The sequence below is a fragment of the Streptomyces sp. NPDC058469 genome (genome assembly GCF_042721125.1).
In the GTDB taxonomy this organism is placed as follows: Bacteria; Actinomycetota; Actinomycetes; order Streptomycetales; family Streptomycetaceae; genus Streptomyces.
Map to the genome: position 1 here is coordinate 1 of NZ_JBHXME010000155.1, position 25,694 is coordinate 25,694.

General features: G+C 70.4%; 21 protein-coding genes. 8 read left to right on the top strand and 13 right to left on the bottom strand.

Going from position 1 to position 25,694, the window contains the following annotated elements:
• Positions 1 to 64: 64 nt before the first annotated feature.
• From ACFWP5_RS41725 to ACFWP5_RS41750, 6 genes are all read right to left on the bottom strand, one after another.
• Complete coding sequence (locus ACFWP5_RS41725) at positions 65 to 733, bottom strand: potassium-transporting ATPase subunit C (protein WP_384169527.1); 669 nt, start codon at positions 731 to 733, stop codon at positions 65 to 67.
• A gap of 24 nt (positions 734 to 757) precedes the next feature.
• Positions 758 to 2,851, bottom strand: coding sequence for a potassium-transporting ATPase subunit KdpB (kdpB, locus tag ACFWP5_RS41730; protein WP_384169565.1), 2,094 nt, complete (start codon positions 2,849 to 2,851; stop codon positions 758 to 760).
• 29 nt (positions 2,852 to 2,880) lie between these two features.
• Positions 2,881 to 4,545, bottom strand: coding sequence for a potassium-transporting ATPase subunit KdpA (gene kdpA, locus ACFWP5_RS41735; protein ID WP_384169529.1), 1,665 nt, complete (start codon positions 4,543 to 4,545; stop codon positions 2,881 to 2,883).
• Positions 4,546 to 4,552: 7 nt separating this feature from the next.
• Positions 4,553 to 4,642, bottom strand: a complete 90-nt coding sequence (kdpF, locus tag ACFWP5_RS41740) for a K(+)-transporting ATPase subunit F (RefSeq protein WP_016434100.1) — start codon at positions 4,640 to 4,642, stop codon at positions 4,553 to 4,555.
• 97 nt (positions 4,643 to 4,739) lie between these two features.
• Positions 4,740 to 4,925, bottom strand: coding sequence for a hypothetical protein (locus tag ACFWP5_RS41745; RefSeq protein ID WP_384169531.1), 186 nt, complete (start codon positions 4,923 to 4,925; stop codon positions 4,740 to 4,742).
• A 73-nt stretch (positions 4,926 to 4,998) separates the two neighbouring features.
• Positions 4,999 to 6,840: an APC family permease gene (locus tag ACFWP5_RS41750; protein ID WP_384169533.1), complete on the bottom strand. Its 1,842-nt coding sequence runs from the start codon at positions 6,838 to 6,840 to the stop codon at positions 4,999 to 5,001.
• Between the two features lie 259 nt (positions 6,841 to 7,099).
• Between ACFWP5_RS41750 and ACFWP5_RS41755 the strand changes: the two genes are divergently transcribed.
• Complete coding sequence (locus tag ACFWP5_RS41755; RefSeq protein WP_384169535.1) at positions 7,100 to 7,615, top strand: hypothetical protein; 516 nt, start codon at positions 7,100 to 7,102, stop codon at positions 7,613 to 7,615.
• 12 nt (positions 7,616 to 7,627) lie between these two features.
• On the opposite strand, the gene ACFWP5_RS41760 is transcribed toward ACFWP5_RS41755, so the two are convergent.
• Positions 7,628 to 10,141 carry an ATP-binding protein gene (locus ACFWP5_RS41760; RefSeq protein WP_384169537.1) on the bottom strand — a complete coding sequence of 838 codons (2,514 nt, stop codon included), beginning with the start codon at positions 10,139 to 10,141 and terminating at the stop codon, positions 7,628 to 7,630.
• Between the two features lie 183 nt (positions 10,142 to 10,324).
• Between ACFWP5_RS41760 and ACFWP5_RS41765 the strand changes: the two genes are divergently transcribed.
• Positions 10,325 to 11,899 (top strand): Na+/H+ antiporter, encoded by a 1,575-nt coding sequence (locus ACFWP5_RS41765; protein WP_384169539.1) that lies wholly within the window; start codon positions 10,325 to 10,327, stop codon positions 11,897 to 11,899.
• 1 nt (position 11,900) lies between these two features.
• Here ACFWP5_RS41765 and ACFWP5_RS41770 read toward each other — a convergent pair whose 3' ends face one another.
• Positions 11,901 to 12,116 carry a hypothetical protein gene (locus tag ACFWP5_RS41770; protein ID WP_384169541.1) on the bottom strand — a complete coding sequence of 72 codons (216 nt, stop codon included), beginning with the start codon at positions 12,114 to 12,116 and terminating at the stop codon, positions 11,901 to 11,903.
• An 884-nt stretch (positions 12,117 to 13,000) separates the two neighbouring features.
• Here ACFWP5_RS41770 and ACFWP5_RS41775 point away from each other — a divergent pair.
• Together ACFWP5_RS41775 and ACFWP5_RS41780 are read left to right on the top strand one after the other, a co-directional pair.
• The gene (locus ACFWP5_RS41775; RefSeq protein WP_384169543.1) at positions 13,001 to 14,956 is read left to right on the top strand and encodes an amino acid transporter; all 1,956 of its coding nucleotides are present in this window, start codon (positions 13,001 to 13,003) and stop codon (positions 14,954 to 14,956) included.
• 118 nt (positions 14,957 to 15,074) lie between these two features.
• The gene (locus tag ACFWP5_RS41780) at positions 15,075 to 15,596 is read left to right on the top strand and encodes a hypothetical protein (protein ID WP_384169545.1); all 522 of its coding nucleotides are present in this window, start codon (positions 15,075 to 15,077) and stop codon (positions 15,594 to 15,596) included.
• Here the strand turns inward: ACFWP5_RS41780 and ACFWP5_RS41785 are convergent.
• Complete coding sequence (locus ACFWP5_RS41785) at positions 15,574 to 16,149, bottom strand: DUF1707 domain-containing protein (protein WP_384169547.1); 576 nt, start codon at positions 16,147 to 16,149, stop codon at positions 15,574 to 15,576. The genes ACFWP5_RS41780 and ACFWP5_RS41785 overlap by 23 nt on opposite strands.
• A gap of 113 nt (positions 16,150 to 16,262) precedes the next feature.
• On the opposite strand from ACFWP5_RS41785, the gene ACFWP5_RS41790 reads away from it, so the two are divergent.
• Positions 16,263 to 16,658, top strand: a complete 396-nt coding sequence (locus ACFWP5_RS41790) for a molybdopterin-binding protein (RefSeq protein WP_384169549.1) — start codon at positions 16,263 to 16,265, stop codon at positions 16,656 to 16,658.
• Between the two features lie 51 nt (positions 16,659 to 16,709).
• Here ACFWP5_RS41790 and ACFWP5_RS41795 read toward each other — a convergent pair whose 3' ends face one another.
• From ACFWP5_RS41795 to ACFWP5_RS41805, 3 genes are all read right to left on the bottom strand, one after another.
• Positions 16,710 to 17,870, bottom strand: a complete 1,161-nt coding sequence (locus tag ACFWP5_RS41795) for an NAD-dependent formate dehydrogenase (RefSeq protein WP_384169551.1) — start codon at positions 17,868 to 17,870, stop codon at positions 16,710 to 16,712.
• A 124-nt stretch (positions 17,871 to 17,994) separates the two neighbouring features.
• A complete protein-coding gene (locus ACFWP5_RS41800; protein ID WP_384169553.1) occupies positions 17,995 to 18,927 on the bottom strand; it encodes a LysR substrate-binding domain-containing protein in 933 nt (310 codons plus the stop codon).
• A gap of 41 nt (positions 18,928 to 18,968) precedes the next feature.
• The gene (locus ACFWP5_RS41805; RefSeq protein WP_384169555.1) at positions 18,969 to 20,480 is read right to left on the bottom strand and encodes a helix-turn-helix domain-containing protein; all 1,512 of its coding nucleotides are present in this window, start codon (positions 20,478 to 20,480) and stop codon (positions 18,969 to 18,971) included.
• 180 nt (positions 20,481 to 20,660) lie between these two features.
• Here ACFWP5_RS41805 and ACFWP5_RS41810 point away from each other — a divergent pair, with 180 nt between their 5' ends.
• Entirely contained in the window at positions 20,661 to 21,482 is an 822-nt protein-coding gene (locus tag ACFWP5_RS41810; RefSeq protein ID WP_384169557.1) for an FAD binding domain-containing protein, read from the top strand.
• Positions 21,479 to 24,220: a molybdopterin-dependent oxidoreductase gene (locus ACFWP5_RS41815; RefSeq protein ID WP_384169559.1), complete on the top strand. Its 2,742-nt coding sequence runs from the start codon at positions 21,479 to 21,481 to the stop codon at positions 24,218 to 24,220. The genes ACFWP5_RS41810 and ACFWP5_RS41815 overlap by 4 nt, the downstream gene beginning before the upstream one ends.
• On the opposite strand, the gene ACFWP5_RS41820 is transcribed toward ACFWP5_RS41815, so the two are convergent.
• Positions 24,135 to 24,623, bottom strand: a complete 489-nt coding sequence (locus ACFWP5_RS41820) for a molybdopterin-dependent oxidoreductase (protein ID WP_384169561.1) — start codon at positions 24,621 to 24,623, stop codon at positions 24,135 to 24,137. The genes ACFWP5_RS41815 and ACFWP5_RS41820 overlap by 86 nt on opposite strands.
• Before the next feature lie 205 nt (positions 24,624 to 24,828).
• On the opposite strand from ACFWP5_RS41820, the gene modA reads away from it, so the two are divergent.
• The gene (gene modA / locus ACFWP5_RS41825) at positions 24,829 to 25,650 is read left to right on the top strand and encodes a molybdate ABC transporter substrate-binding protein (protein WP_384169563.1); all 822 of its coding nucleotides are present in this window, start codon (positions 24,829 to 24,831) and stop codon (positions 25,648 to 25,650) included.
• Positions 25,651 to 25,694 lie beyond the last annotated feature (44 nt).

Consider the following 25,694-nt stretch of genomic DNA (forward strand, 5'->3'; position numbering starts at 1 on the left):
GGTGTGGGGGGGGGCCGGTCCCCCGCCCGGCCCCCCCCACTCCCCTGCCGGTCGTGTAACGCCATCAGCTCTTGTTCACAAGGGACTTGAGCGCGATGTTGAGTTCCAGCACGTTCACCGTGGGCTCGCCGATGAAGCCGAGGGTGCGGCCGTCGGTGTGCTCGTCGACCAGCTTCTGCACCTGGGCGACGGACAGGCCGTTCTTCTCGGCGATGCGGTGGACCTGGATGTCCGCGTACGCCGGGGAGATGTCCGGGTCGAGGCCGGAGCCGGAGGACGTGACCGCGTCGGCGGGCACCGCGGAGGCCTTGACCGTGTAGCCGGGCACCGAGTTGTCCTTGACGACCGCGGCCTTGGCGTCCTTCACCTGCTGGACGAGGACCTTGCTGTCGGCGGAGAGGTTGGTGGCGCCGGACAGGATCAACGAGTACTGCGTGTTGATGCTGTTGGTACCGAGACCGTTCTGCGGGCGGCCCTGGAACCACTTCAGATCCGGGTCCGGGGTCTCCTGCCCCTTCTTCAACGGCAGGTTGTACGACTGCCCGATGAGGGACGAGCCGACGACCTTGCCGTCCGCCTTGATCTCCGAGCCGTTCGCCTTGCCGGGGAAGATCCCCTGGGCGATGCCGGTGACGACCAGCGGGTAGATGACACCCGTCACCAGGGTCAGCACGAGCAGGGCGCGCAGGCCCGCCCAGAGCAACCGGGCTGTGTTGGATACCGAGTTGTTCATGCCGATCAGCACGCTTTCAAATAGTTACAGCCCGGGGATGAGGGAGATGAGGAGGTCGATGATCTTGATGCCGATGAAGGGGGCGATCAGGCCGCCGATGCCGTAGATCCCGAGGTTGCGGCGGAGCATCTTGTCGGCGCTGACCGGCCGGTACTGCACGCCCCGCAGGGAGAGCGGGACCAGCGCGATGATGACCAGCGCGTTGAAGATGACCGCCGAGAGGATCGCGGAGTCGGGCGAGGCCAGGTGCATGATGTTGAGCTTGTCCAGGCCCGGGTAGACCGCCGCGAACAGCGCCGGGATGATCGCGAAGTACTTCGCGACGTCGTTGGCGATTGAGAACGTCGTCAACGCGCCCCGGGTGATGAGGAGTTGCTTGCCGATCTCGACGATCTCGATGAGCTTGGTCGGGTTCGAGTCGAGGTCGACCATGTTGCCGGCCTCCTTCGCGGCCGACGTGCCCGTGTTCATCGCCACGCCGACGTCCGCCTGCGCGAGGGCCGGGGCGTCGTTGGTGCCGTCGCCGGTCATCGCGACCAGCTTGCCGCCGGCCTGCTCCCGCTTGATGAGCGCCATCTTGTCCTCGGGAGTGGCCTCCGCGAGGAAGTCGTCGACACCCGCCTCTTCGGCGATCGCCTTGGCGGTCAGCGGGTTGTCGCCCGTGATCATGACGGTCTTGATGCCCATGCGGCGCAGTTCGTCGAACCGCTCGCGCATGCCCGCCTTGACGACGTCCTTGAGGTGGATGACGCCCAACACCCGTGCGCCTTCGGCGTCTTCGACGGCCACGAGCAGCGGGGTGCCTCCGGCCGCGGAGATCCGGTCGGTGAGCGCACCGGCGTCCTCGGACACCTCGCCGCCCCGCTCGCGGACCCAGGTGACGACCGAACCGGCCGCGCCCTTGCGGATCTTGCGCCCGTCGACGTCCACGCCCGACATGCGGGTCTGGGCGGTGAAGGCGATCCACTCGGCGTGGGCCAACTCGCCCTGGTGGCGCTCGCGGAGGCCGTACTCCTCCTTCGCCAGGACGACGATGGAGCGGCCCTCGGGCGTCTCGTCGGCCAGCGAGGAGAGCTGGGCGGCGTCGGCGACCTCGGCCTCGGTGGTGCCGGTCACCGGCACGAACTCGGAGGCCTGGCGGTTGCCGAGGGTGATGGTGCCGGTCTTGTCGAGCAGCAGCGTGGAGACGTCACCCGCGGCCTCAACCGCCCTGCCGGACATGGCCAGGACGTTGCGCTGGACGAGGCGGTCCATGCCCGCGATGCCGATCGCGGAGAGCAGCGCGCCGATCGTGGTCGGGATCAGACAGACCAGGAGGGCCACCAGCACGATCATCGTGAGGTGGGTACCCGCGTAGTCCGCGAACGGCGGCAGCGTGGCGCAGGCGAGCAGGAAGACGATGGTGAGCGAGGCGAGCAGGATGTTCAGCGCGATCTCGTTCGGCGTCTTCTGCCGGGCGGCGCCCTCGACGAGGGCGATCATCCGGTCGATGAAGGTCTCGCCGGGCTTCGTCGTGATCTTGATGACGATGCGGTCGGAGAGGACCTTCGTACCGCCGGTGACGGCCGAGCGGTCGCCGCCGGACTCACGGATGACGGGCGCGGACTCGCCGGTGATGGCCGACTCGTCGACACTCGCGACGCCTTCTACGACGTCACCGTCGCCGGGGATGATGTCGCCGGCCTCGCAGACCACCAGGTCGCCGATGCGGAGTTCGGTGCCGGGCACCTGCTCCTCCCGGTCGCCCACGAGCCGCCGGGCGACGGTGTCGGTCTTGGCCTTGCGCAGGGTGTCGGCCTGCGCCTTGCCGCGGCCCTCGGCGACGGCCTCCGCCAGGTTGGCGAAGATGACGGTCAGCCACAGCCAGGCGCTGATCGCCCAGCCGAACCAGTCGCCCGGGTCCTTGAAGGAGAAGACCGTGGTCAGCACCGAGCCGATCCACACCACGAACATCACGGGCGACTTGACCATCACCCGCGGGTCGAGCTTGCGGCAGGCGTCGGGCAGGGACTTGATCAGCTGCTTCGGGTCGAACAGGCCCGCGCCGACCCGTCCCTCGTCCTTGTGACCGGTCGGCACATCGCTGTGCGGCGCCCTGGTCGGAGTGGCTGTGGACATCGAGTCCTCTTGGTTCTCTGTACGGGTACTCATGACGCCAGCCCCTCGGCCAGCGGCCCCAGCGCCAGGGCCGGGAAGTAGGTCAGACCGGTGATGATGAGGATCGCGCCCACGAGCAGTCCGGTGAACAGCGGCTTCTCGGTGCGCAGGGTGCCCGCGGTGGCCGGGACGGGCTTCTGCTCGGCGAGCGAGCCGGCCAGGGCCAGCACGAACACCATCGGCAGGAAGCGGCCGAGCACCATCGCGAGTCCGGTCATGGTGTTGAACCAGTCGGTGTTCGCGTTGAGACCGGCGAACGCCGATCCGTTGTTGTTGGCGGCGGAGGTGAAGGCGTACAGCACCTCGGAGAAGCCGTGCGCGCCGGAGTTCAGCATGGAGTGCGGCGGGGTCGGCAGCGCCATGGAGGCAGCCGCGAAGATCAGTACCAGGGCCGGTGTGATCAGGATGTAGCAGGCCGCGAGCTTCATCTCGCGGGTGCCGATCTTCTTGCCCAGGTACTCGGGTGTACGGCCGACCATCAGTCCGGCGATGAACACCGCGATGACCGCCATGATCAGCATTCCGTAGAGGCCGGAGCCGGTACCACCGGGTGCGATCTCGCCCAACTGCATGCCCAGGATGGTGATTCCGCCGCCGAGACCGGTGAACGAGGAGTGGAAGGAGTCCACCGCGCCCGTCGAGGTCAGGGTGGTCGACACCGCGAAGATCGAGGAGGCGCCGACGCCGATCCGGGTCTCCTTGCCCTCCATCGCACCGCCGGCGATCTGGAGCGCCGGGCCGTGGTGGGCGAACTCGGTCCACATCATGAGGGCGACGAAGCCGACCCAGATGGTGGCCATGGTGGCGAGGATCGCGTAACCCTGCCTGATCGAGCCGACCATCACGCCGAAGGTGCGGGTCAGCGCGAACGGGATCACCAGCAGCAGGAAGATCTCGAACAGGTTCGTGAACGGGGTCGGGTTCTCGAAGGGGTGGGCACTGTTGGCGTTGAAGTAACCGCCGCCGTTGGTGCCGACCTCCTTGATGGCCTCCTGCGAGGCGACCGCGCCGCCGTTCCACTGCTGGTGGCCGCCCAGGAACTGACCGACCTCGTGGATCCCGGAGAAGTTCTGGATGGCGCCGCAGGCCACGAGCACGAGCGCGGCGACAACCGACAGCGGCACCAGGATGCGGATCGTGCCGCGCACCAAGTCGGCCCAGAAGTTGCCGAGTTCACCGGTGCGCGAGCGCGCGAAGCCCCGTACGAGAGCCACCGCGACGGCGATACCGACGGCCGCGGAGACGAAGTTCTGCACGGCCAGACCGGCGGTCTGGACGACGTGACCCATGGTCTGCTCGCCGTAGTACGACTGCCAGTTGGTGTTCGTCACGAACGACACGGCCGTGTTGAACGACTGCGCCGGGTTGACCGAGGAGAAGCCCAGCGAGCCGGGCAGGATGCCCTGGATCCGCTGGAGGAGATAGAGGAAGAGGACGCCGACCGCCGAGAAGGCGAGCACGCTGCGCAGATACGCCGGCCAGCGCATCTCGGTGTTCGGGTCGGCACCGATGCCCTTGTAGATCCACTTCTCGACCCGCAGGTGCTTGTCGGAGGAGTAGACCCTGGCCATGTAGTTGCCGAGGGGGACGTAGGCGAGCGCCAGCGCCGCTATCAGGGCGATCAGCTGGAGCACACCGGCAAGGACGGGACCCATATCGCTCTCAGAACCTCTCCGGGAAGATCAGGGCGAGGACGAGATAGCCCAGCAGGGCGACGGCCACGACGAGGCCGACGATGTTCTCGGCGGTCACAGCGACACCCCCTGGCGCCCGCAGGCGGGGACGGGATGGCCCGGCAGGGCGGCGGACACGACGAAGCCGACGCCGCCGATGAATGCAGCCTCGGCGGTCACAGCTTCGTCACCCCCTTGGCGACGAGGGCCACCAGCGCGAAGACCGCGATCGTGGTGACGACGAAGGCCAGATCGGCCATCGTGAGCTCCTGGAATGAGGTTCGGATGGAACGGACGCTTAGAGGTAACCGCGCCCGTGACCGGATTCGGCCGCCGTTGACGGGTCCCTTACGGCGACGCATACGCCTTTGACGCGACTCTTACGGCGATGGCGTGGGCCCGCTCAGGAGGCCCCCCATTCGGCGTACCTGGCGTCTAGAACAGCCGGAACCGCAGCCTGCAGATCACCGCGTCCGTGTCCCGCCGTACGGCATGGGCGACGACGGCACCGCGCTGGTTCTGGAGCAGCCGTTGCCACAGCCGTACGGGCTCCACCTCCGCGATCAGGACGGTGACCCGGGTGTCCGGTTCCGTCGCCGAGACGTCCCGTACGTAGGCGGCGATGGGGCGGCCCAGGGAGCGGCGCTCGCAGGCGAGCCGGACCAGGGGAACGCCGGGGTCCCATTGGGCCCAGGCGCGTTCCAGGGCGTGGAGGTGGGCGCGGTCCTCGGGGTCCGGATAGCAGACGGTGACCGCGCGCACCTCGTCGCCGAGGGAGGCCGCGGCCGTCAGCGCCTCGGAGGTGAGGCGGGACAGGGAGGAGACGGGCACGATCACGACGGACCGGTCGCGGTGCGGCGGTTCCGGGATACGGCCGAGGCCGAGCCGTTCGCCGATGTGCGCGTAGGCGCGGTGCACGGTCTCGAAGGCCAGCACGAGCAGCGGCAGGGTGATCACGAGCAGCCAGGCGCCCTCCTCGAACTTGGTCGCGGTGACGACGACGGCCGCGACGCCGGTGAGGACCGCGCCGAAGCCGTTCAGCAGGGCTTTTCCGCGCCAGCCGGTTCCGCGTTCGCCGCGCCAGTGCCGGACCATGCCGACCTGGGCGACGGTGAAGCCGACGAAGACACCGATCGCGAAGAGCGGCACGAGGGTGTTGGTGTCGCCGCCGGAGAACACCAGCAGGGCCGCCGAGACCGCGGCCAGCGCGAGCACGCCGTGCCGGTGCACCTGGCGGTCCGCCTTGAGCGCGAAGACGTGCGGGAGGTAGTTGTCGCGGGCCAGCAGCTTCAGCAGCACCGGCAGCCCGCCGAAGGACGTGTTCGCGGACAGGGCGAGCAGGATCATCGTCGCGAACTGGATGACGTAGAAAGCCCAGTTGTGGCCGAGGGAGGCGTCCGCGAGCTGGGCGAGGACGGTGACGCCCTGGACGGGCTGGAGGTGGAAGCGGGAGATCAGGACCGACAGGCCGATCAGCATCACGCCGAGCACCGCGCCGAGGGCGACCTCCGCACGCTGGGCCCGCTTCACGCGGGGCGTGCGGAAAGAGGGCACGGCGTTGGCGATGGCCTCGACGCCGGTGAGGGCGCTGCAACCGGAGGCGAATGCTTTCAGCAACAGCAGGGTGCCGACACTCGTCGCGTTGTCGGCGAGCGCGGAGGCGTGGCCGTCGGCGGTCGCGGTGCTCACCGGAGCGGACCGGAACAGGCCGACCGCGATGAGCACGAGGATGGAGCCGACGAACACGACGGTCGGCACGATGAAGGCGCGGGCCGACTCGACGATCCCGCGCAGGTTCACCGCCGTGACCAGCACGAGCACCGCGAGACACAGCCACAGGCGGTCGTCGTAGAGTCGCGGGAAGGCCGAGGTCAGAGCGGCCACACCGGCCGTGACGGCCACGGCGACGTTCAGTACGTAGTCCAGCACCAGCGAGGCCGCCGCCACCAGGCTGGTCCGCGCGCCCAGGTGGGTCTTCGCCACGGCGTAGGAGCCGCCGCCGTCCGGGAAGGCCGCGATGACCTGCCGGTACGAGGCGACGAGCACCGCGAGCAGAGCGGCGATGGCGAGCGTGACCGGGAGGGTGAAGCCGAGCCCGTGCGCACCGGCGGCGGCCAGCACGAGGACGATCGCCTCCGGGCCGTAGGCGACCGACGCCATGGCGTCCAGGGAGAGGGCGGCGAAGCCGGCGAGGGCGGTCAGGCGGTGGCGTTCGCCGGTATCCGGGGGCTCCTCGTCGGCGGGCGTAGCGCCCGGCTGGACGGTGAGAACGGTCATGCTGGTGGCTCCTTCACGTACGGACGCGCGGTGACGGGAACGCGCGAGTGCGCTTCAGGTTCTGTCCCGCCGCCGCCGTTTTCCCCTTCTCCTTGCGTCTTCTTCGCGCCGAACACGCGTTCTTTGACGCGAACTTGACGACCGTGTGACCAGGGCAACCGCCCGCCACCGCTGCGAGGGCGTCAAGAAGCACCGGCCGCCCGTCAGAGTCGCGTCAAGGCCCGGCCTCGGTGCGTCCGGAGTCCCTACCGTCGCCACCATGGGACGCCCCGACGACGCACACGCGCACGACCGCCGGTGGGCGCGGGACCTGCGCGACACGTTCCGCTGCGCGGGCGCGCTGCTCGGACTCCTGCTGCTCGTCGACCACTTCAGCGGGCATCTCACCCTCTGGCGCGGCGCACTCTGGCTCACCCTCGCCGTGCTGCTCTTCGTGGTGCTCTGGCCGGCCCGGGTGCGGGCGGGCGAGGGCTGGCTGTCCTCACGCGGACTGCTGCGCGAGCGACGCGTCCGCACGGACCGGCTCGTGTCCGTGCGCTGTCTGGACGGGGTCTCTCAACGGCTGTTGCTGCGGGACGAGTTGGGCGGCCGGGTCGAGATCGATCCCGATGTGCTGGTGCACAACCCCGACCTGTGGCACCGCGTTTCCGAGGGCTCCCGCAAGTCCGTGGCTTCCGGCTCGCTCACCTGTGGGGCGACCGCGCTGCGCCGGGTCGCGGAACGCGTCGAGCGCGAGACCGCGGAGACCGTGTTCAAGGTGTCCGGCCTGGAGTAACGGCCGCGGGATTCACGGTGTCCGGTGGGGAGTTGGAGTGGCCGTCGCCGGGTCCGGTTGGCTCGCCCGTTCGGCCAGCGGAAGCGACACGACCATGGTCAGGCCGCCGCCCGGGGTGTCCTCGGGGGTGAGTGTCCCGTTCATCGCCTCGGTAAGACCCCGCGCGAGGGCGAGACCCAGCCCGAGCCCGGCGGTGTTGTCCGTGTCGCCGAGCCGCTGGAACGGCTCAAAGAGGCGCTCACGGCCGTTGGTTGGCAGCCCGGGCCCCCGGTCCACGACCCTCAACTCCACCCGGCCGCCCAGCGCGCTGGCGGTGACCATGACCCGCCGCCCGGCCGGGGTGTGCCGGGCCGCGTTGCCGGCCAGGTTGGCGATCACGCGTTCCAGCAGCGGCGGATCGACGAGCACCGGCGGAATCGACTCCACGTCCCGCAGGTCCACGTCGGGCACGTCCGCGAGCGCCATCGGCAGCACCTCCTCCAGACTCGTGGCCCGCAGGCTCAGCGGAAGGACGCCCGCCTCAAGGCGGCTGAGGTCGAGGAGGTTCTCCAGCAGGCGGTTCAGCTTGGCCATGGACTCGTCGGCGGTGGCCAGGAGTTCGTCCCGGTCCTCCGCGGAGAACTCGACATCCCGCCCGCGCAACGAGGTGACGGCCGCCCACCCCGCCGCGAGCGGCGTCCGCAAGTCGTGTCCTACGGCCCGCAGCAGCGCCGTACGCAGTCGGTCGGCAGCCTTCACCGGCTCGATCTCGGCGGCGGCTTCGGCCAGTTGGGCCCGTTCGACGGCGGAGCCGACATGCGCGGCGAAGGCGGCCAGCACCCGGCGCTCCGAGGAGGACAGGGTGCGTCCGCGCAGGACCAGGAAGGCGCCGGGGCCCGCGGGGACGGTGGTGGCACCGGCGCCGACTTCGTGGTCCGGTGGCTCGTCGACGAGTTCCGCCGAGTCGGTGCCGAAGGTCTCGCGGGTGCGCTCCAGGAGCGCCGGGATCGTCTGGCCGCCGCGCACGATGCTGCCCGCGAGGGAGGACATCGTCTCGGCCTCGGCGGTGGCGCGGGCGGAGCGGCGGGACAGTCGTAGCGAACGGTCGACGACGGCGGCCACGGTCGCCGCCACCACCGTGAACACCCCTAGCGCCAGAAGGGCGTTGGGGTCGTCCAGGGTGAACTGTCCGATGGGCGGGATGAACCAGTAGTTGAGCAGCAGTGAGGCCGTCACCGACGCGATGACCGCCGAGGCCACGCCGCCTATGCAGGCCACCCCGACGACGGCGAGCAGGAACAGCAGTGCCTCGCTGGTGAGGTTGACCGTGCCGCGCACCTGGGCGAGACAGACGGTGAGCAGGACCGGCAGCACAAGTCCCGCCACCGGCCCGGCGATGAGCCGTGCCGTCGACAGGGTGCGCCGCCGGGAGGGCAGCAGGGTGCCGCGTCCGGCCCGCTCGTGGGTGACCCGGTGCACGTCGATGTCACCGGACAGCTCGGTCACGGTCTCGCCGGTGCCGGGCCCGGTCAGGAACCGTTCCAGGCGGCCCCGGCGGCTGGTGCCGAGGACGAGTTGGGTGGCGTTCTCGGTGCGGGCGAACTCGACCAGGGCGGTGGCGACGCCGTCACCGACCACCGAGTGGTAGCTGCCGCCGAGGTCCTCGACGAGGCGCCGCTGCCGGGCGAGCGAGGCATGGGACACCCCGGCGGCGAGACCGTCGCTGCGGGCCACGTGCACGGCCAGCAGATCACCGCCGGCGGACCGGTCGGCGATGCGGGCGGCCCGCCGGATGAGTGTGTCGCCCTCGGGGCCACCGGTCAGCGCGACGACCACGCGCTCCCGGGTCTCCCACACCCCGCCGATCGCGTGCTCGGCGCGGTAGGTGTGCAGGGCCTCGTCGACCCGGTCGGCCACCCACAGCAGCGCCAACTGCCTTAGGGCGGTGAGGTTTCCGGGCCGGAAGTAGTTGGCGAGGGCCGCGTCGATCTTCTCCGGCGTGTAGATGTTGCCGTGCGCCATGCGCCGCCGCAGACCCTCGGGCGGCATGTCGATCAGTTCGATCTGCTGGGCCCGGCGTACGACGTCGTCGGGCACCGTCTCGTGCTGCGGCACCCCGGTGATTTTCTCGACGACGTCCTTGAGGGACGCCAGATGCTGCACGTTGACAGCGGTGAGGACGTCGATCCCGGCGGCGAGCAGCACATCGATGTCCTGCCAGCGCTTGGCGTTGCGGCCGCCGCCGGGGACGTTGCTGTGCGCGAACTCGTCGACCACGGCGACCTCGGGGTTGCGCGCGAGCACCGCGGGGAGGTCCATCTCCTCGAACTCCCCGCCCCGGTAAGCGCATTGGGCCCGCTCGACGATCTCCAGGCCGTCGAGCATCGCCTCGGTCAGCGGACGCCCGTGGCACTCGGCGAACCCCACCACCACATCGGCGCCGCGAGCGGCCCGGCGCCGTGCCTCGTCGAGCATGCGGTAGGTCTTGCCGACACCCGGGGCCGCCCCGAGGTAGACCTTGAGTCGCCCGCGTCGTACGTCGTTCATCGCCTCCCAGACAAGCGCCCCGCAGCGCCTCGGGCAGCCTTCTTGACGCGTCTCTGGCGCCGCCCGCGAGGACGTTGACACTGTCTTGACGGCGCCCGGCCGGGTTAGGGTAAGCGCGGTGTGCCGGGAAGTCTGGTCGGCGGGGAGTCCACATGGGCTCGTCCAAGACCACAAGGGGACGGCATGCGCGGCGTCGGTACGGTTCTGGCACTCGTGGTTCTGGCGACGCTGGTCGCGACGTTCGCCCGCCGGTGGCGGATTCCCGCACCCTCCCTCCTCGTGGTCGCCGGTCTCGCCGTGGCCCTGCTGCCGGGCACACCGGCGATCGAGATCAGCCCCGACGTGATCGGCCTGGTCGTCCTGCCGCCGCTCCTCTACGCCAGTGCCGAGGACATGTCGTGGCGCGAGCTGAAGGCGGTGTGGAAGCCGGTCGGGATCCTCGCGATCGGCCTGGTCCTCGCGTCGGCGGCGGCGGTGGGCTGGGTGGCGTCCATGGTGACCCCGCTGTCCTGGCAGATGGCGTTCGTGCTCGGCGCGGTCCTGGCCAGCACCGACCCGGTCGCCGTCACCGCGCTGGGCAGACGGCTCGCGCTGCCGCCCAGGATCCAGATGCTCGTCCAGGCGGAGTCCCTGTTCAACGACGCGACCTCGCTGGTCCTGTTCCGGGTCGCGGTGAGCGTCGCCGTGGCCTCGGCGGCGGCCGACTGGGGTACGGCGGGCGGGGAGTTCGTCGTGCTCGCGGGCGGCGGCACGGTCATCGGCGCGGCCGTCGCGTACGTCGTCACCCTGATCCGTCGGCGCACCGAGGACCCGGTCCTGGAGACGGTGATCTCCCTGGTCACGCCGTACGCGGCCTACGTCCTGGCGGAGGGCGCCCACACGTCCGGCGTGACCTCGGTCGTGGTCGCCGGGGTCGTACTGGGCGGTCGCGGCGACCGGCTCACCAACGCCCGCATACGGCTCCAACTGCACGCCGTCTACGGCACGGTGGTGTTCCTGCTGGAGAGCGTGGTGTTCTCCCTGATCGGCCTTGCCCTGCCCGCCCAGGTGCGGGCGCTGTCCGACGGCGACCGGGCGTGGCCGCTGTACGCGCTCGCGGTGGCGGGCACCCTGATCGCCGTACGCCTGCTGTGGCTGGCGCCGTTGTCGGCGGTGGTCCAGCGCAAGGGCGGGGTGCACCGGGTGAACTGGCGGGTGCCGATGGTACTGACCTGGGCGGGCACCCGGGGTGTCCTCCCGCTGGCGGCGGCCCTGTCGATTCCGGAGGTCACGAAGAGCGGCGCCACCCTGACCGACCGCCCGCTTGTCCTCGTCCTCACCACCTCGGTCGTGGTCGTCACCCTCGTCGTACAGGGCTTCACGCTCGCGCCCGTCGTCCGCCGCTCCGGCATCGCCCTGGAACCCGACCACACGGAACGTGAAGAGGCGTCCGCCCGCTGCCGGTTGGCCGGCGCGGGCATCCGCCGCCTGGATGAACTCGCGGAGCTGGAAGCCGTACCCGACGTGGTCCTCGACCGTCTCCGCCGCGGCCTCAACGCCCGCCTGGACGACGCCCGGGACCGCCTCTCCGAGAACAACGGCCAAGCCGACCACGCGGAATCCGCCGACCTGGTCTACCGCCAACTCCGCCGCGACCTGATCGCCGTGGAAACGGTCGAACTTCAGCGCCTCTACGACGACCACGCCATCAGCGACACGACCCGCAGGCGGCTCCAGCGGTCGTTGGACCTGGAGGAGGCGAGGCTGGCGGACGTGTGACTCACCTGAACTCGGCGAGCCGCGCCCGCAGCCCGAGGGCGGTGAGCGCGGCTGCCGCGAGGAGGGCTCCGAGCGCCCAGGGCAGCAGCTCGGTGACGTCCGAACGCCCGCCCGCGACGAACCCGTCGAAGTGCCGCTGATTGATGGCGGTCACCTTGTCCAACGCGCCCATCCAGGCTTCGAAGTGCGCGTTGGACGTGCCCGGTTCCCAGCCCATGCAGAACTGCACGGCGCCGGACTCGTCGCCCTTCGCGAGCAGGTCGCGAATCGTCCGGTCGTCGCGCTGGTAGACGGGGGGTGGCGAGGAGGACCGTGGCCGCGCGCAGAAGGCTCAGCCGCGCGGGCACGGTGGCCCAGTAGCGGCGGCGGAGAGCGGCCCGCGCGGCCACGGTCCGGTGGTGGAGGCGGTGCCATGGGCTGTCCGGACGCGGGTCGGGGCCTCCCCCGGACGCGACGACCGGCGGTCGCGCCGGTGGCGGTGCGGGAGCCGGTCTCTTCGGCCTCCGCGATGTCCCGGCCGTGATCGTCACGGTGCTTCCCCCTGCCACCTGCCACGCCACGGACGGCACCCGTCCCCCACGTCCGTCAGTCCGGAACCGGATCAGGCCGGGAACGACGCGCGTTGACGGAGTCCTGACGCACCCTCGGGCGGGATTGACGGAGTCGGCACAGGCCACAACTTCCGTACCGAGCAGACAAGTTCCTCGGCCTGCCACCAAACGGGACCGTACCATCCCCACCCCGGCCCCGCACCCCCACCTAGGGGCGCGGGGAACTGCGCGACCAGCCACAGCCCACGCGCACCCGCCACACAACAGAACCCCCGAGCTACGAGGCGACGAAACACCAGCCCCCGTAACGCTGGGTATCCACCACCCCCGTCCCCCACTCTCCACCCCCATACAGCCCAGCACACCCCTAACCAGCCCCGTCCCCCTTTCCTGATGCGCCCCCTCCACCAACCCGGCCAGTCTTAACGGAAGATTGACGCCGGAGGCCCCCGCATCCGTGGGCCCACGCGTCACTCTCCGCTTACGCTGGTGCCGCCGTCCGCGTGATGGCCGGAGACCACACGCTGACCCGCATCTCAGGAGCACGCCGATGGCCACGACCGAACACCCTCCCAGTCGTCTGCGCGCCTGGATGCTGGAGGGGCTGGCCGACATGGGGAAGGGCGGCTCGCACAGTCCGCAGACCGCTCCGGAACCCCAGCAGCACGTCCACCAGGGCCAGCGCTGGTGGCGGGTGATGTGCCTGACGGGTGTCGACTACTTCTCCACCCTCGGCTACCAGCCGGGCATCGCGGCCCTCGCGGCCGGGCTGCTGTCCCCGGTCGCGACGATCGTGCTCGTGATCGTCACCCTGGCCGGTGCCCTGCCCGTGTACCGGCGGGTGGCCGAGGAGAGCCCGCACGGTGAGGGTTCCATCGCGATGCTGGAGCGGCTGCTGTCGTTCTGGAAGGGCAAGCTGTTCGTCCTGACCCTGCTCGGGTTCGCGGCGACGGACTTCCTGATCACCATCACCCTGTCGGCGGCGGACGCCTCCACCCACCTCGTGGAGAACCCGCACCTGACGAGCATGCTGCACGACAAGCAGATGCTGATCACGCTCATCCTGGTCGCCCTGCTCGGCGCGGTGTTCCTGAAGGGGTTCCTGGAGGCGATCGGCGTCGCCGTGTACCTGGTCGCGGCCTATCTGAGCCTCAACGTCGTCGTCGTGATCGTCGGCATGTGGCACGTGGTCACCGAGGAACATGTCGTCACCGACTGGACCAGCGCCCTGACCACCGAGCACGGCAACGTCTTCGCGATGATCGGCGTCTCCCTGCTGGTCTTCCCCAAGCTGGCACTCGGCCTCTCCGGCTTCGAGACCGGCGTGGCCGTCATGCCGCACGTCGAGGGCGACCCCGACGACACGCACGAGAACCCCAAGGGCCGTATCCGCGACACCAAGAAGCTGTTGACGACCGCCGCGCTCATCATGAGCGTGTTCCTGATCGCCACCAGCTTCATCACCACCGTGCTCATCCCGGAGAAGGAGTTCAAGGCCGGCGGCCAGGCCAACGGCCGCGCACTCGCCTATCTCTCCCACGAGTACCTGGGCAACGCCTTCGGCACGGTCTACGACCTCTCGACCATCGCCATCCTGTGGTTCGCCGGCGCCTCCGCGATGGCCGGCCTCCTCAACCTGATGCCGCGCTATCTGCCCCGCTACGGCATGGCCCCGCACTGGGCCCGCGCGGTCCGACCGATGGTGATCGTCTTCACCCTGATCGCGTTCCTGGTCACCTGGATCTTCGACGCCAGCGTCGACGCCCAGGGCGGCGCCTACGCCACCGGCGTCCTGGTCCTGATGTCCTCAGCCGCGATCGCCGTGACCATCGCGGCCCGCCGCGCCCAGCAGCGCAACTGGACCGTCGTCTTCGGCATCGTCTCGGCGGTCCTTCTCTACGTCACCGTCGTGAACGTCATCGAACGTCCCGACGGTGTGAAGATCGGCGCCTGCTTCATCGCCGGCATCATCCTGGTCTCCCTGCTGTCCCGGCTGGCCCGCGCCTTCGAACTCCGTGTGACGAGCGTGCAGTTGGACTCCATGGCGGAACGATTCATCCGCGACATGGCGAGCCGGAAGATCCGCTTCGTCGCCAACGAGCCCGACCGCCGCGACAAGCCCGAGTACCGGGACAAGATCGAGCAGATCCGCAACGACAACGACATCCCCGGCGAGGACTTCGTCTTCGTGGAGGTGACGGTCCTCGACGCCTCCGAGTTCGAGGCGGGCCTGACGGTGCGCGGCGAGGTGCTGCACGGCCGCTACCGGGTGCTGACCCTGGAGTCCTCGTCCATCCCGAACGCGCTGGCCGCGCTGATGCTGCACGTCCGCGACTCGACGGGCCGCATCCCGCACATGTACTTCGAGTGGACCGAGGGCAACCCCTTCGCCAACTTCCTCCGCTTCTTCCTCTTCGGCCAGGGCGAGGTCGCCCCGGTCACCCGCGAGGTCCTGCGCGAGGCGGAACCGGACCGCACGCGACGGCCACGCGTCCACACCGGCTGACCGTTCGAGACGCCCGAGCCGACATCACCGTAAGAGGCACGACAAAATCCGGTCCCGCAGTGTAAGAGCCCCGTCAGCGCCCCGCGCACGGCGCTCGCCGCGGCCTACCGTCGGCCTCATGCGGCACAGCACACCACCACCGGACCCGGCCGGCGACCGCCACTGGCGTGGCGACGCCCGGCTGGCGACGGGCTGCGCGATCGGCTTCCTCGGCATGACCCTGCTGGTCGACTGGAACGCGGGAACCCTGACCCTGACCCGCGCCCTGCTGTGGTTCGCCCTGTCGGCGGCGATCTTCGCCGTGCTGCTGCCGCACCGCGTCACCGCGGGCCCCGGCTGGCTCACCGTGGACAGCCCGCTCCTGCGGCGCACGGTGCACACGGACGCGCTGACCGTCGTACGACAGTACGGCGATGTCTCCGCACGCCTGGTCCTGCGGGACACGTACGGGCAGTGGCTCGAACTGGACCCCCGGGTCCTGGTCGCCAACCCCCTGCTCTGGCACGAGTTGGACACGGGCATGCGGCACTCGATGGAACGCGGCACGCTGCGGCAGGGCACCGATGTCCGGCGTCACCTGGGCCATCTGATCGACGACGAGACCGCTCGCTCGGTCCTCAGGGCGTCGGGGATTTCCTGACCCCGCGCCGCGTCCGGCGCACCACGACCTTCCCGAGCCGTATCTGCCCGACGATCTCGATCCGCAGGTCGACCGGCGCACCGGCGTCGACGCGCCCCCGCTTCTTGATCTTCCCGTAGCTGAACACCAGGGAGTCGGTGTCCACCACGATGCCCGGCGGGAGCAGCAGCCGTAGCGCACCGAGGTGCATGTCGAGGTCGATGCGGAGCGTGGGCTGGGTGATCACCGCCTGGGTGAAGTCGAGTGTCACGTCGCCCAGGCTCGACTGGATCTCCAGCCGGCGTGGCACCACCCAACCGTCACCACGCTGCGCCGAACCGCCGTGCTGCTCGATGCGGACGACGTCCCTGACCTCGGCCACGACCGCACCGGCCACAACCGGCAGGTCGGCCGTCAGGACCGCCAACTCCCCCATCGTGCGGGCGGTCAGGGCGGCCTCGACGCGCTCGTCGAGTTCCTCGGGGGTCAGCCGACCGTCGCCGGCCGCGCCGGTCAGCACGTCCACGACGCGGTCCCGGTCCGCATGCGAGGCCCGCAACGCGGTCGTGCTCATCAGTTCACCCGACATACCCTCACCCCGATCGACGGACTGACGCTATATCGCGTTATACCCCAGAGCCAACCCCCCGTCCACCGCCGTCCGTTTCTGGCCCTAGGGTGGCGCGTATGCAGTCCTACACAATCGGCCAGGCGGCGCGGCTGCTCGGCGTGAGCCCGGACACCGCGCGCCGGTGGGCGGACGCGGGCCGGGTGACGACCCACCGCGACGAGGGCGGGCGCCGGCTCATCAACGGTGTCGATCTGGCCGCGTTCTCGGTGGCGTTGGCCAAGGCCGACGGCGTCGAGGACGAAACGTCGTACACCTCGGTGCGCAACGCGTTCCCCGGCATCGTCACCGCGATCAAGCTCGGCGACGTCGCGGCCCAGGTCGAGATCCAGGCGGGCCCGCACCGACTCGTCTCCCTGCTGACCCGCGAGGCCGTCGAGGAACTCGGCCTGGAGGTCGGCATGGAGGCCACCGCCCGCGTGAAGTCGACGAACGTGCACATCGACCGCGTGTGACGCGCGGTGGCCTCGGCCGTCAGACGAGGACGGTGGCGGTGGCCTCGGCCGTCACTTGTTGACCGAGTAGGAGTGCGCGCCGGTCCCCGCCAGCGCACCCCCGTCCACGATCAGATACTCGTCCCGGATCGGCCGCCCCGCGAAGAACGCCTCCAGGATCTCCCGGGTGCCCGCCGCGTACCGGGCCTGCGCCGACAGCGACGAACCGGAGATGTGCGGGGTCATCCCGTGGTGCGGCATCGTGCGCCACGGGTGGTCCGCCGGGGCGGGCTGCGGGAACCACACGTCACCGGCGTAGCCGGCCAACTGCCCACTGCGCAGCGCCCGATCGACGGCATCCCGGTCCACGATCTTCGCCCGCGCGGTGTTGATGAGATACGCGCCGCGCTTCATCTGCGCGAGCAGCTTGTCGCCGAACAGCCCCTCCGTCTCGGGGTGCAGCGGCGCGTTGATGGTCACGACGTCGCAGTGCGGCACCATGTCCTCGGCGCTCTCGTGGAACGTCAGCCCCAACTCCCGTTCGACGGCCTCGGGAAGCCGGTGCCGGTCGGTGTAGTGCGGTTGGACGTCGAAGGGCGCGAGCCGCCGCAGCACCGCGAGTCCGATCCGCCCGGCGGCGACCGTGCCGACGTGCATGCCTTCGAGGTCGTACGAACGGGCCACGCAGTCCGCGATGTTCCAGCCGCCGTCGAGCACGACCTGGTGGGACGGCAGGTAGTTGCGCACGAGGGACAGCGTCATCATCACGACGTGCTCGGCGACGCTGATGCTGTTGCAGTACGTGACTTCGGCGACCGTCACGCCGTGGGAGATCGCCGCGTCGAGGTCGACGTGGTCGGAGCCGATGCCGGCGGTGACCGCGAGCTTGAGGTTCCTGGCGGCGGCGATGCGCTCCGGGGTGAGGTACGCGGGCCAGAACGGCTGCGAGATCACGATGTCGGCGTCGACCAGTTCACGGTCGAAGGCCGAGCCCTCGCCGTCCTTGTCGGAGGTGACGACGAGGGTGTGCCCGGCCGCCTCCAGGTAGGCGCGCAGGCCGAGTTCACCGGAGACGCTGCCGAGAAGATGCCCGGGGGTGAAGTCGACGGCCTCGGGGGTGGGGGTGGTCTGGCCACCCGGGTAGTGGTCGATCACCGGCAGGTCGTCGCGTGCGTACGACGTCGGGTATCCGTCGGTGGGGTCGTCGTACAGGACACAGAGAACCTTGGCCATGTCGCGGCTCCTCAACTCCGTTGTCGGAAGATGCACTTCACGATCCTCGGGGTGAATCGCCCTGGTCAAAGCGAACGTTGCTATGTCCGGATAGCCCGCGGCTATCAGCCGCCATCAGGGGCTGTCAGCGGTCGCCGCCCAGGTAGGTGTGCAGCAGTTCGTCGAGCGCGTCCCGTACGCCCGCCTCCCTGGCCACCTTCAACAGCGCCTCCGCCAGCACCGATTGGGGCTCACCGCGGGCGACGACCAGTCCGACCCGGGGACCGTGCGCGGGCCCGTTCAGCGGTACGACCCGCATCCCGTCCGGTACGTCGAACATGTGCAGCCACGCGTGCGAGATCACGCTGGACCAACGGCCGCCGGGCAGCAGCGTGTACAGCCCCGCGACGCTGTCGGACTCGATCGCCGGGGAGGCCGTCGCACCCTCGGCGGCGAAGCACTCGTCGATGATGCGGCGGTTGCGCATCCGTGAGTTGAGCAGGCAGAGGGGAAGTGTGGCCGCCTGGGCCCAACTCGCCCTGGTCACACCGGCAAGGGGCCCGTCGACCGGAGTGAGAAGCACGTACCGCTCCTCGTAGAGCGGGAAGCGGCGGACGTTGCGCAGGGTGTCGTCGTCCATGTAGGTCATCGCCGCGTCCAGTTCGAACTCGGCGAGCCCCTGGGTGATGCCGACGGACGACAGCGACTCCAGGGCGACCCGGGCCCGGGGGTGCCGTTCGCAGAACGGGGTGGTGAGGAGGGAGGCGGCAGGCAGCGCGGTGGGCACCACACCCAGCCGCAGCGTCCCGGTCAGTCCACCCCTCAGCGCCGACAACTCCTGGTGCAGCGCGTCCCGTTCGGCCAGGATGCGGTGCGCCCAGGCCAGCACCACCTCACCCTCCGGCGTCAGCCCCTCGTACCGTCTGCCGCGCCGCACGATCGGCACGTCCAGCTCGTGCTCCAGCCGCCGGATCGCGGCCGACAGCGAGGGCTGCGACACATAACAGGCCGCCGCGGCCCGCGCGAAGTGCCGCTCACGGGCGAGCGCGACGAGGTACTCCAACTGACGCAGCAGCATGCCCAACCTCCCCGGACCGATGGAACGCCGGAACGTGCAGGTTAGGCGCTGTCCGCCCGGCACAACAGGGCCGCCCACAGGTCGAGGCGGTCGTAGAGGCGGGAGAGGTCGCGACCGGTGAAGTGCTCGATGCGCCCGATGCGGTAGTGAACGGAGTTCACATGCAGATGCAGCGCCTCCGCCGTCCGCGCCCAGGAACCGTCACAGGCCAGGAAGGTCTCCAGGGTCTCCAACAGAACGGCGTTGGAACGCAGTTCACCGAGAACGGTCCGGCTGTAGGCGGTACGGACCTCCGCCGGAACACCGGTGAGCAGCGCGTCCAGCCCCGTGAGCGTCGCGGCATCGGTGAGCGCGGAGCCGCCCGCAGCGGTACTCCGCGCCGAGGCAAGCGCGTAACGAGCCTCCGCCAACGCCCCGTTGAGCTCCCGCGCACTGCCGACGGGCGCCCCGGTGCCGCCGTAGAGCGGCACAGCGGGTTCGGCCGTGGCAACAAGCGGCCACACCTCGTGCAGCGCGTCGGCCTCTGCCCCGGCCACAACCGCGAATGCGGCCCCGTCCGGCAACCTCCCCACAGCCCCCACCCCGGGCAGCACATCCGCGAGGCCCGCCCCCGGCAACGCATGCGCGACAACCTCAGCCAACGCCCCCTCCGCCAGCCCCGCCCGCTGCGCCCCCGTCTCCGCAACGAGCACCCGATACGGCCCCTCGTCCGGCAACCCACAGGCCCGCATCGCCGCCGCCACAGCCGAACCGTCGACACCCGGCACGGCGAGCAGCGCCCCCAACTCGTCCGCCGTCTGCCGCTCTTCGGCCCGCGCCCGAACCCGCGCCTCCTGGCAGCGCCCCAGCACCGAGGCCAGCTCGTGCACCATGCGCGGCGGCGCGTCGTCGGGGTCGGGAAGGTAGAGGTGCCAGCGCTCGTACGGCGAGACCCCGTCGGCGTCGACGGGCACGGCCTCCGCCAGCAGGCCGGCCGCCTTCCCCACCGGTATCGCCCCGGCGCCCGGCGTCGCCGCGACCGTCCGCCCGGAGGGCGTGAGGACATACGCCACGGCCCGTTCGAGATGCGCGAACGCCGTCGCCACGATCGTCTCCGGGCCCGCACCCTGCGCGGCCATCCGACTCAGCCGCCCCCGCACGTTCTCCGGCAGCGTGTGCCGACGGCTCAGCTCGCCCCACCGCCCGAGGTACACGGTGTCGGTGATCGCGCGGAACATGATGTGCGCCGGTACGGCGGCCACCGGAACCCCGTGCCGCACACAGGCCTCGACGAGATCGTCCGGCACCGAGCCGTGCGTCTCCTCCCCCGCGAGCAGCGCGGCGGCCCCCGCACCGCGCAAAGCGGACACAAACCGCTCGGCCCGCCCGGGCCCGTCCTCGGCCGACCACCACACCAGCCCACTGAGCACCACCTCGCCCCGCCGCACGAACCGCGCGGGGTCCTCCAGGTCGGTCACGGTCACTCCGCTGATCTCCCGGGCCAGCCGGGTGTCCTCGGCCCACAGCAGGCGCAGGCCGAGGGACTCGTCCTGAAGAAGGTGTTCGACGTGCATGGTTCCGACTCCTCGCATCTCGCATTCGCCAGGTGAATGCGAGTAATTGCATGGTAAGTGCAAGACCAATCGACCGAAACGCCTCTTGGTTGATCCTCCAGTGTCCGGCCGTGGAACGTCGACGTTTCCGTGCTGTGAACCAGTCGTCCCGACCGGGTCCGCGTTGCTTCACTGGCGGTCATGGACCTGAACACGGTGGCCGAGATCCTCGACGCCCGGCAGCCGACACCCTGGCGGCCGGGCGACGCCTGGCTCGGCGGCGGCACGTATCTCTTCTCCGAGCCGCAACCGCACCTGCGCCGCCTGGTGGACCTGAGCCGTACCGGCTGGACACCCGTCGAGCGGCACCCGGACGGTTCCCTGGAGATCGCCGCCACCTGCACGATCGCCCAACTCTCCCGTTTCGCGAAGGAGTTGACGACCGCCGCGGCCCCGCTCTTCGAGCAGTGCTGCCGCGCCTTCCTCGCCTCCTTCAAGATCTGGAACATGGCGACGGTCGGCGGCAACCTCTGCAACGCCCTGCCCGCAGGCCCGATGATCTCCCTCACGGCCGCCCTGGACGGCGAGTGCCTCCTCCTCTCCCAGGACGGCCTCCGCCGCCGGGTCCGCGTCGCCGACTTCGTGACCGGCGCGGGCCGCAAGGACCTGGCCGAGGGCGAACTGCTCCGCTCGATCACCATCCCGGCCCGCGCCCTGACCTGCCGTACGGCGTTCCGCCAGGCCTCGCTCTACGGCCTCGGCCGCTCCGGAGTCCTGGTCATCGGCGCCTTGGACCCGGCGGACGGCTCGCTCGCGCTGACGGTCACCGCGTCGACGGTCCGCCCGTTCCGCCTGTGGTTCCCACTGCCACCGACGGCGGATCAACTGCGCACGGCGATCGCCTCCGCCGTAGCGGACGACGAGTGGTTCGACGACATCCACGGGCTGCCCGAGTGGCGGGCGCACATGACGTTCCGGTACGCGGAGGAGATCCGCCGGGAGCTGGGAGAGACAGCGGCATGAAGATCGAGGTCAACGGCCGGTCCTTCGCACAGGAGCCCCGCCCGGGTCAGTGTCTGCGCACCTATCTGCGCGAGCGCGGCTGGTTCGGTGTGAAGAAGGGCTGCGACGCGGGCGACTGCGGTGCCTGCACGGTCCACGTGGACGGCGAGCCGGTGCACAGCTGCCTCTACCCGGCCTTCCGCGCCGACGGCCGAGCCGTCACCACGGTCGAGGGCCTGGCCGCCGAGGACGGTGAACTCCACCCCGTCCAGCGGAAGTTCCTCGACGCCCAGGGCTTCCAGTGCGGCTTCTGCACGGCCGGTTTCCTGATGACGACGGCCGTCCTGGACGAGGACCAACTCACCGACCTGCCAAGGGCGTTCAAGGGCAACCTGTGCCGCTGCACCGGCTACCGCGCCATCGAGGACGCGGTACGCGGCGTGTGCCACGCCGAAGCGCCGAGCGCGGGCGAGGCGGTAGGCCGCAACCTCCCCGCCCCCGCCGGACCCCAAGTGGTCACAGGCACCGCCCGCTACACCTTCGACATCGACGTCCCCGGCCTGCTCCACATGAAGCTCCTCCGCTCCCCGCACGCCCACGCCCGCATCACCGCGATCGACACCGCCGCTGCTCTCCAAGTCCCGGGCGTACAAGCGGTGTTCACCCACTACGACGCCCCGGAACGCCACTTCTCCACGGCCCGCCACGAACACCCCACGGAGGACCCGGACGACACCCGCGTCCTCGACGACACCGTCCGCTACGTCGGCCAGCGCGTCGCCGCCGTCGTCGCGGACAGCGAGGCCGCCGCCGAGGAGGGGTGCCGACGCGTCGAGGTGACGTACGAGATCCTGCCCTCGGTCCTCGACCCGGAGGAGGCGATGCGGCCCGGCGCCCCGGTCGTCCACGACAAGGACGCCGCCACGGCCCGTATTTCGCGCCCGCAGAACAACGTCGTGGGCGAGGCGCACGGCGAGATCGGCAGCGTGGAGGCGGGCTTCGCGGAGGCCGACGCCGTGTACGAGGACACCTACCGCACCCAGCGCGTCCAGCACGCCAGCCTGGAGACGCACGGCGCGGTGGCGTGGTTCGACGAGGACAACAGGCTTACGGTACGCACCAGTTCGCAGACCCCGTTCCTCACCCGCCGCGCCCTGTGCGCGCTGTACGACCTCCCCGAGGAGCAGGTGCGGGTCGTCGCCGGCCGGGTCGGCGGCGGCTTCGGCGGCAAGCAGGAGATGCTCGTCGAGGACATAGTGGCCCTCGCGGTCCTGCGCCTGCGCCGCCCGGTGAAACTGGAGTACACCCGCGCCGAGCAGTTCTACGGCGCGACCACCCGCCACCCCTTCACGATCAACGTCAAGGCAGGCGCCCGCCGCGACGGCCAACTGACCGCGCTCCAACTACGAGTTGTCTCCAACACCGGCGCCTACGGCAACCACGGTCCTGCCGTCATGTTCCACAGCGTCGGCGAGTCCATGGCCGTCTACCGCGCCCCGCACAAGAAGGTCGACGCCTTCTCCGTCTACACGCACACCGTCCCGGCGGGCGCCTTCCGGGGCTACGGCCTCGGCCAGGTGATGTTCGCCGTGGAGTCCGCACTCGACGAACTGGCCCGCCAACTGGGCCTGGAGCCAATGGAGTTCAAGGCGAAGAACATCATCGGCCCGGGCGAGCCGATGATCACCCCCGGCGGCGAGGAAGAAGACCTGCACATCGCGAGCTACGGCCTCGACCAGTGCCTCGCCATCGTCCGCCGCGCCCAGGCAGAACCCGTCCCCCAACTCCCCCCGGACGGCTGGCTGGTGGGCGAGGGCACCGCCCTGGCGATGATCGCGACGGGTCCACCCGGCGGCCACATCGCCGACGCGAAGGCGAGCCTCCTGTCCGACGGCGGCTTCGATCTCGCCGTAGGCACAGCCGAGTTCGGCAACGGCACGACGACCGTGCACCGCCAGATCGCGGCCGGTGAACTCGCCACCACCGTCGACCGCATCACCGTCCGCCAGTCCGACACGGACGTCGTACGGCACGACACGGGCGCCTTCGCCTCCACGGGCACGGTGGTGGCGGGCAAGGCCACCCTGCGCGCCTCCCGCGCCCTCGCCGACCACCTGCTCGACTTCGCCGCCGCCCATCTCCAACTCCCGCGCGCCGACTGCACGTTGGCAGAGGAAGCCGTACTGCACCCGGGCGGCCGTCTCACCCTGAAGGAGCTGCACGCGGCGGGTGCGGCGGTCGGGGTCGAGTTCACCGCCGACGGGCACTTCGGCGGGACGCCCCGCTCGGTGGCCTTCAACGCGCAGTGGTTCAGGGTCGCCGTCGATCCCGGCACCGGCGAGATCCGTATCCTGCGCAGCGTCCACGCCGCCGACGCGGGCAAGGTGATGAACCCGATGCAGTGCCGGGGGCAGGTCGAGGGCGGGGTGGCCCAGGCGCTCGGCGCGACCCTCTTCGAGAACGTCCGGATCGATGAGCGGGGCGCGGTGGAGACGGCTGCCTTCCGGCGTTACCGGCTCCCCCAGTACGCGGACGTACCGCGCACCGAGGTGCACTTCATGGAAACGACGGACGCCATCGGGCCGTTGGGCGCCAAGTCGATGAGCGAGAGCCCCTTCAACCCGGTCGCGCCCGCCTTCGCCAACGCGCTGCGGGACGCGACGGGCGTGCGCTTCACCGAACTTCCGCTGACCCGCGACCGGGTGTGGCTGGCACTGGCCAACTCGCCCCGTATCCCCCGTCCGCCCGTATCGCCCTGATCCCACTGATGTGCCGGGCCCCGCAACGGTCCTGCGGAAGCACCAGTTGCGGTCCGGCACGGTCCAACGGGGTGTCGTCGATGCTGACAGCGAGCAGAACAGGGGCATGAGCGAAGTCGGGGTCGATCTCGGCCCAGGACAGCAGCGCGTGGTGCCCGTCCACACCGCTGACCGCGATCAGGAAGCGCAGCCGGTCCTTGCGGCGCACGGGGTCGAAGCCGGGGCCGGCCGAGGACAGGACGTCGTAGAGACGAGGTCCCGCGAAGCGGTGCACCTGGGTACCGCTCGTGGCGCACTCGAAGCTGACCCGCACATGGTGCAGCGGCCAGCCGAGCAGGTCGGGCACGGTCAGCCGGGCGGGGCGGGCCAGGTCCCCGGTCAGGTCGAGCTGCGCGAGCGTCACGAGCCATCACCTCCCGGAATGTGGTACCCGGACAGCAGTCCCGTACAAACGCACATGCGCATCAAGCAAGCGGATAGTGCAGCTCATGCGATGCGACAGGAGACTTACGCCTTGCATATGCGGCAGTATCGTTGCGGCACGGCCGTTGCGGCCGGGCAAGGGCGCGACGATCCCTTATCGGCAGAATCAGAGGAGTAGAACCGTGATGACCCGTTCCGCGCGTCGGACCCGCCGGACCCTGCAGGTGGCCGGTGCGGGAGCCGCCGCGCTGCTGGCCCTGAGCGCCTGCTCCTCCAGCGACGACTCGTCCTCCTCGAAGTCCGACACCTCGGCGTCCGCGTCCCCGAAGATGTCCGGCACCGTCACCGTCTTCGCCGCCGCCTCGCTCCAGGAGTCGTTCACGACCCTGGGCAAGGAGTTCGAGAAGGCGAACCCGGGCACCAAGGTCACCTTCAACTTCGGCGGCAGCGACACCCTCGCCGCGAGCATCACCGGCGGCGCCCCCGCCGACGTGTTCGCCGCCGCGAGCCCCAAGACCATGGCGATCGTGACGGACAAGAAGGACGCGGTCGGCACGCCGGCCACCTTCGTCCGCAACCAGCTGGAGATCGCCACCCTGCCGGGCAACCCCGACAAGGTGGCCTCCCTGAAGGACCTCACCAAGTCCAGCCTCAAGGTCGTGCTCTGCGACAAGACGGTGCCGTGCGGCGCGGCGGCCCAAAAGGCGCTGACGGCAAGCAAGTTGAAGCTCACCCCGGTGTCGTACGAGGCGGACGTGAAGAGCGCTCTGACGAAGGTGGAGCTGAAGGAGGCCGACGCGGCGGTCGTCTACAAGACCGATGTGCACGCCGCCGGCAGCAAGGTGCAGGGCGTGGAGTTCCCCGAGTCGGCCAACGCCATCAACGACTACCCGATCGTCCTCCTCAAGAACGCGCCCAACGCCGTCGCCGCCAAGGCGTTCATCGCGCTCGTGCAGTCCACCGAGGGCCAGAAGGTGCTGTCCGCGGCGGGCTTCCTCAAGCCGTGACCCAGCCCGACACCTCCGACGCCGCGGCCGAGACCCTCAAGGGC

What these genes read in the sequence shown, in the direction of transcription:
- ACFWP5_RS41725 (WP_384169527.1), bottom strand. Translation starts at nt 733, where the DNA reads ATGAACAACTCGGTATCCAACACAGCCCGGTTGCTCTGGGCGGGCCTG.
- kdpB (WP_384169565.1), bottom strand. Translation starts at nt 2,851, where the DNA reads ATGTCCACAGCCACTCCGACCAGGGCGCCGCACAGCGATGTGCCGACC.
- kdpA (WP_384169529.1), bottom strand. Translation starts at nt 4,545, where the DNA reads ATGGGTCCCGTCCTTGCCGGTGTGCTCCAGCTGATCGCCCTGATAGCG.
- ACFWP5_RS41745 (WP_384169531.1), bottom strand. Translation starts at nt 4,925, where the DNA reads ATGCGTCGCCGTAAGGGACCCGTCAACGGCGGCCGAATCCGGTCACGG.
- ACFWP5_RS41750 (WP_384169533.1), bottom strand. Translation starts at nt 6,840, where the DNA reads ATGACCGTTCTCACCGTCCAGCCGGGCGCTACGCCCGCCGACGAGGAG.
- ACFWP5_RS41755 (WP_384169535.1), top strand. Translation starts at nt 7,100, where the DNA reads ATGGGACGCCCCGACGACGCACACGCGCACGACCGCCGGTGGGCGCGG.
- ACFWP5_RS41760 (WP_384169537.1), bottom strand. Translation starts at nt 10,141, where the DNA reads ATGAACGACGTACGACGCGGGCGACTCAAGGTCTACCTCGGGGCGGCC.
- ACFWP5_RS41765 (WP_384169539.1), top strand. Translation starts at nt 10,325, where the DNA reads ATGCGCGGCGTCGGTACGGTTCTGGCACTCGTGGTTCTGGCGACGCTG.
- ACFWP5_RS41770 (WP_384169541.1), bottom strand. Translation starts at nt 12,116, where the DNA reads ATGGGCTGGGAACCGGGCACGTCCAACGCGCACTTCGAAGCCTGGATG.
- ACFWP5_RS41775 (WP_384169543.1), top strand. Translation starts at nt 13,001, where the DNA reads ATGGCCACGACCGAACACCCTCCCAGTCGTCTGCGCGCCTGGATGCTG.
- ACFWP5_RS41780 (WP_384169545.1), top strand. Translation starts at nt 15,075, where the DNA reads ATGCGGCACAGCACACCACCACCGGACCCGGCCGGCGACCGCCACTGG.
- ACFWP5_RS41785 (WP_384169547.1), bottom strand. Translation starts at nt 16,149, where the DNA reads ATGAGCACGACCGCGTTGCGGGCCTCGCATGCGGACCGGGACCGCGTC.
- ACFWP5_RS41790 (WP_384169549.1), top strand. Translation starts at nt 16,263, where the DNA reads ATGCAGTCCTACACAATCGGCCAGGCGGCGCGGCTGCTCGGCGTGAGC.
- ACFWP5_RS41795 (WP_384169551.1), bottom strand. Translation starts at nt 17,870, where the DNA reads ATGGCCAAGGTTCTCTGTGTCCTGTACGACGACCCCACCGACGGATAC.
- ACFWP5_RS41800 (WP_384169553.1), bottom strand. Translation starts at nt 18,927, where the DNA reads ATGCTGCTGCGTCAGTTGGAGTACCTCGTCGCGCTCGCCCGTGAGCGG.
- ACFWP5_RS41805 (WP_384169555.1), bottom strand. Translation starts at nt 20,480, where the DNA reads ATGCACGTCGAACACCTTCTTCAGGACGAGTCCCTCGGCCTGCGCCTG.
- ACFWP5_RS41810 (WP_384169557.1), top strand. Translation starts at nt 20,661, where the DNA reads ATGGACCTGAACACGGTGGCCGAGATCCTCGACGCCCGGCAGCCGACA.
- ACFWP5_RS41815 (WP_384169559.1), top strand. Translation starts at nt 21,479, where the DNA reads ATGAAGATCGAGGTCAACGGCCGGTCCTTCGCACAGGAGCCCCGCCCG.
- modA (WP_384169563.1), top strand. Translation starts at nt 24,829, where the DNA reads ATGACCCGTTCCGCGCGTCGGACCCGCCGGACCCTGCAGGTGGCCGGT.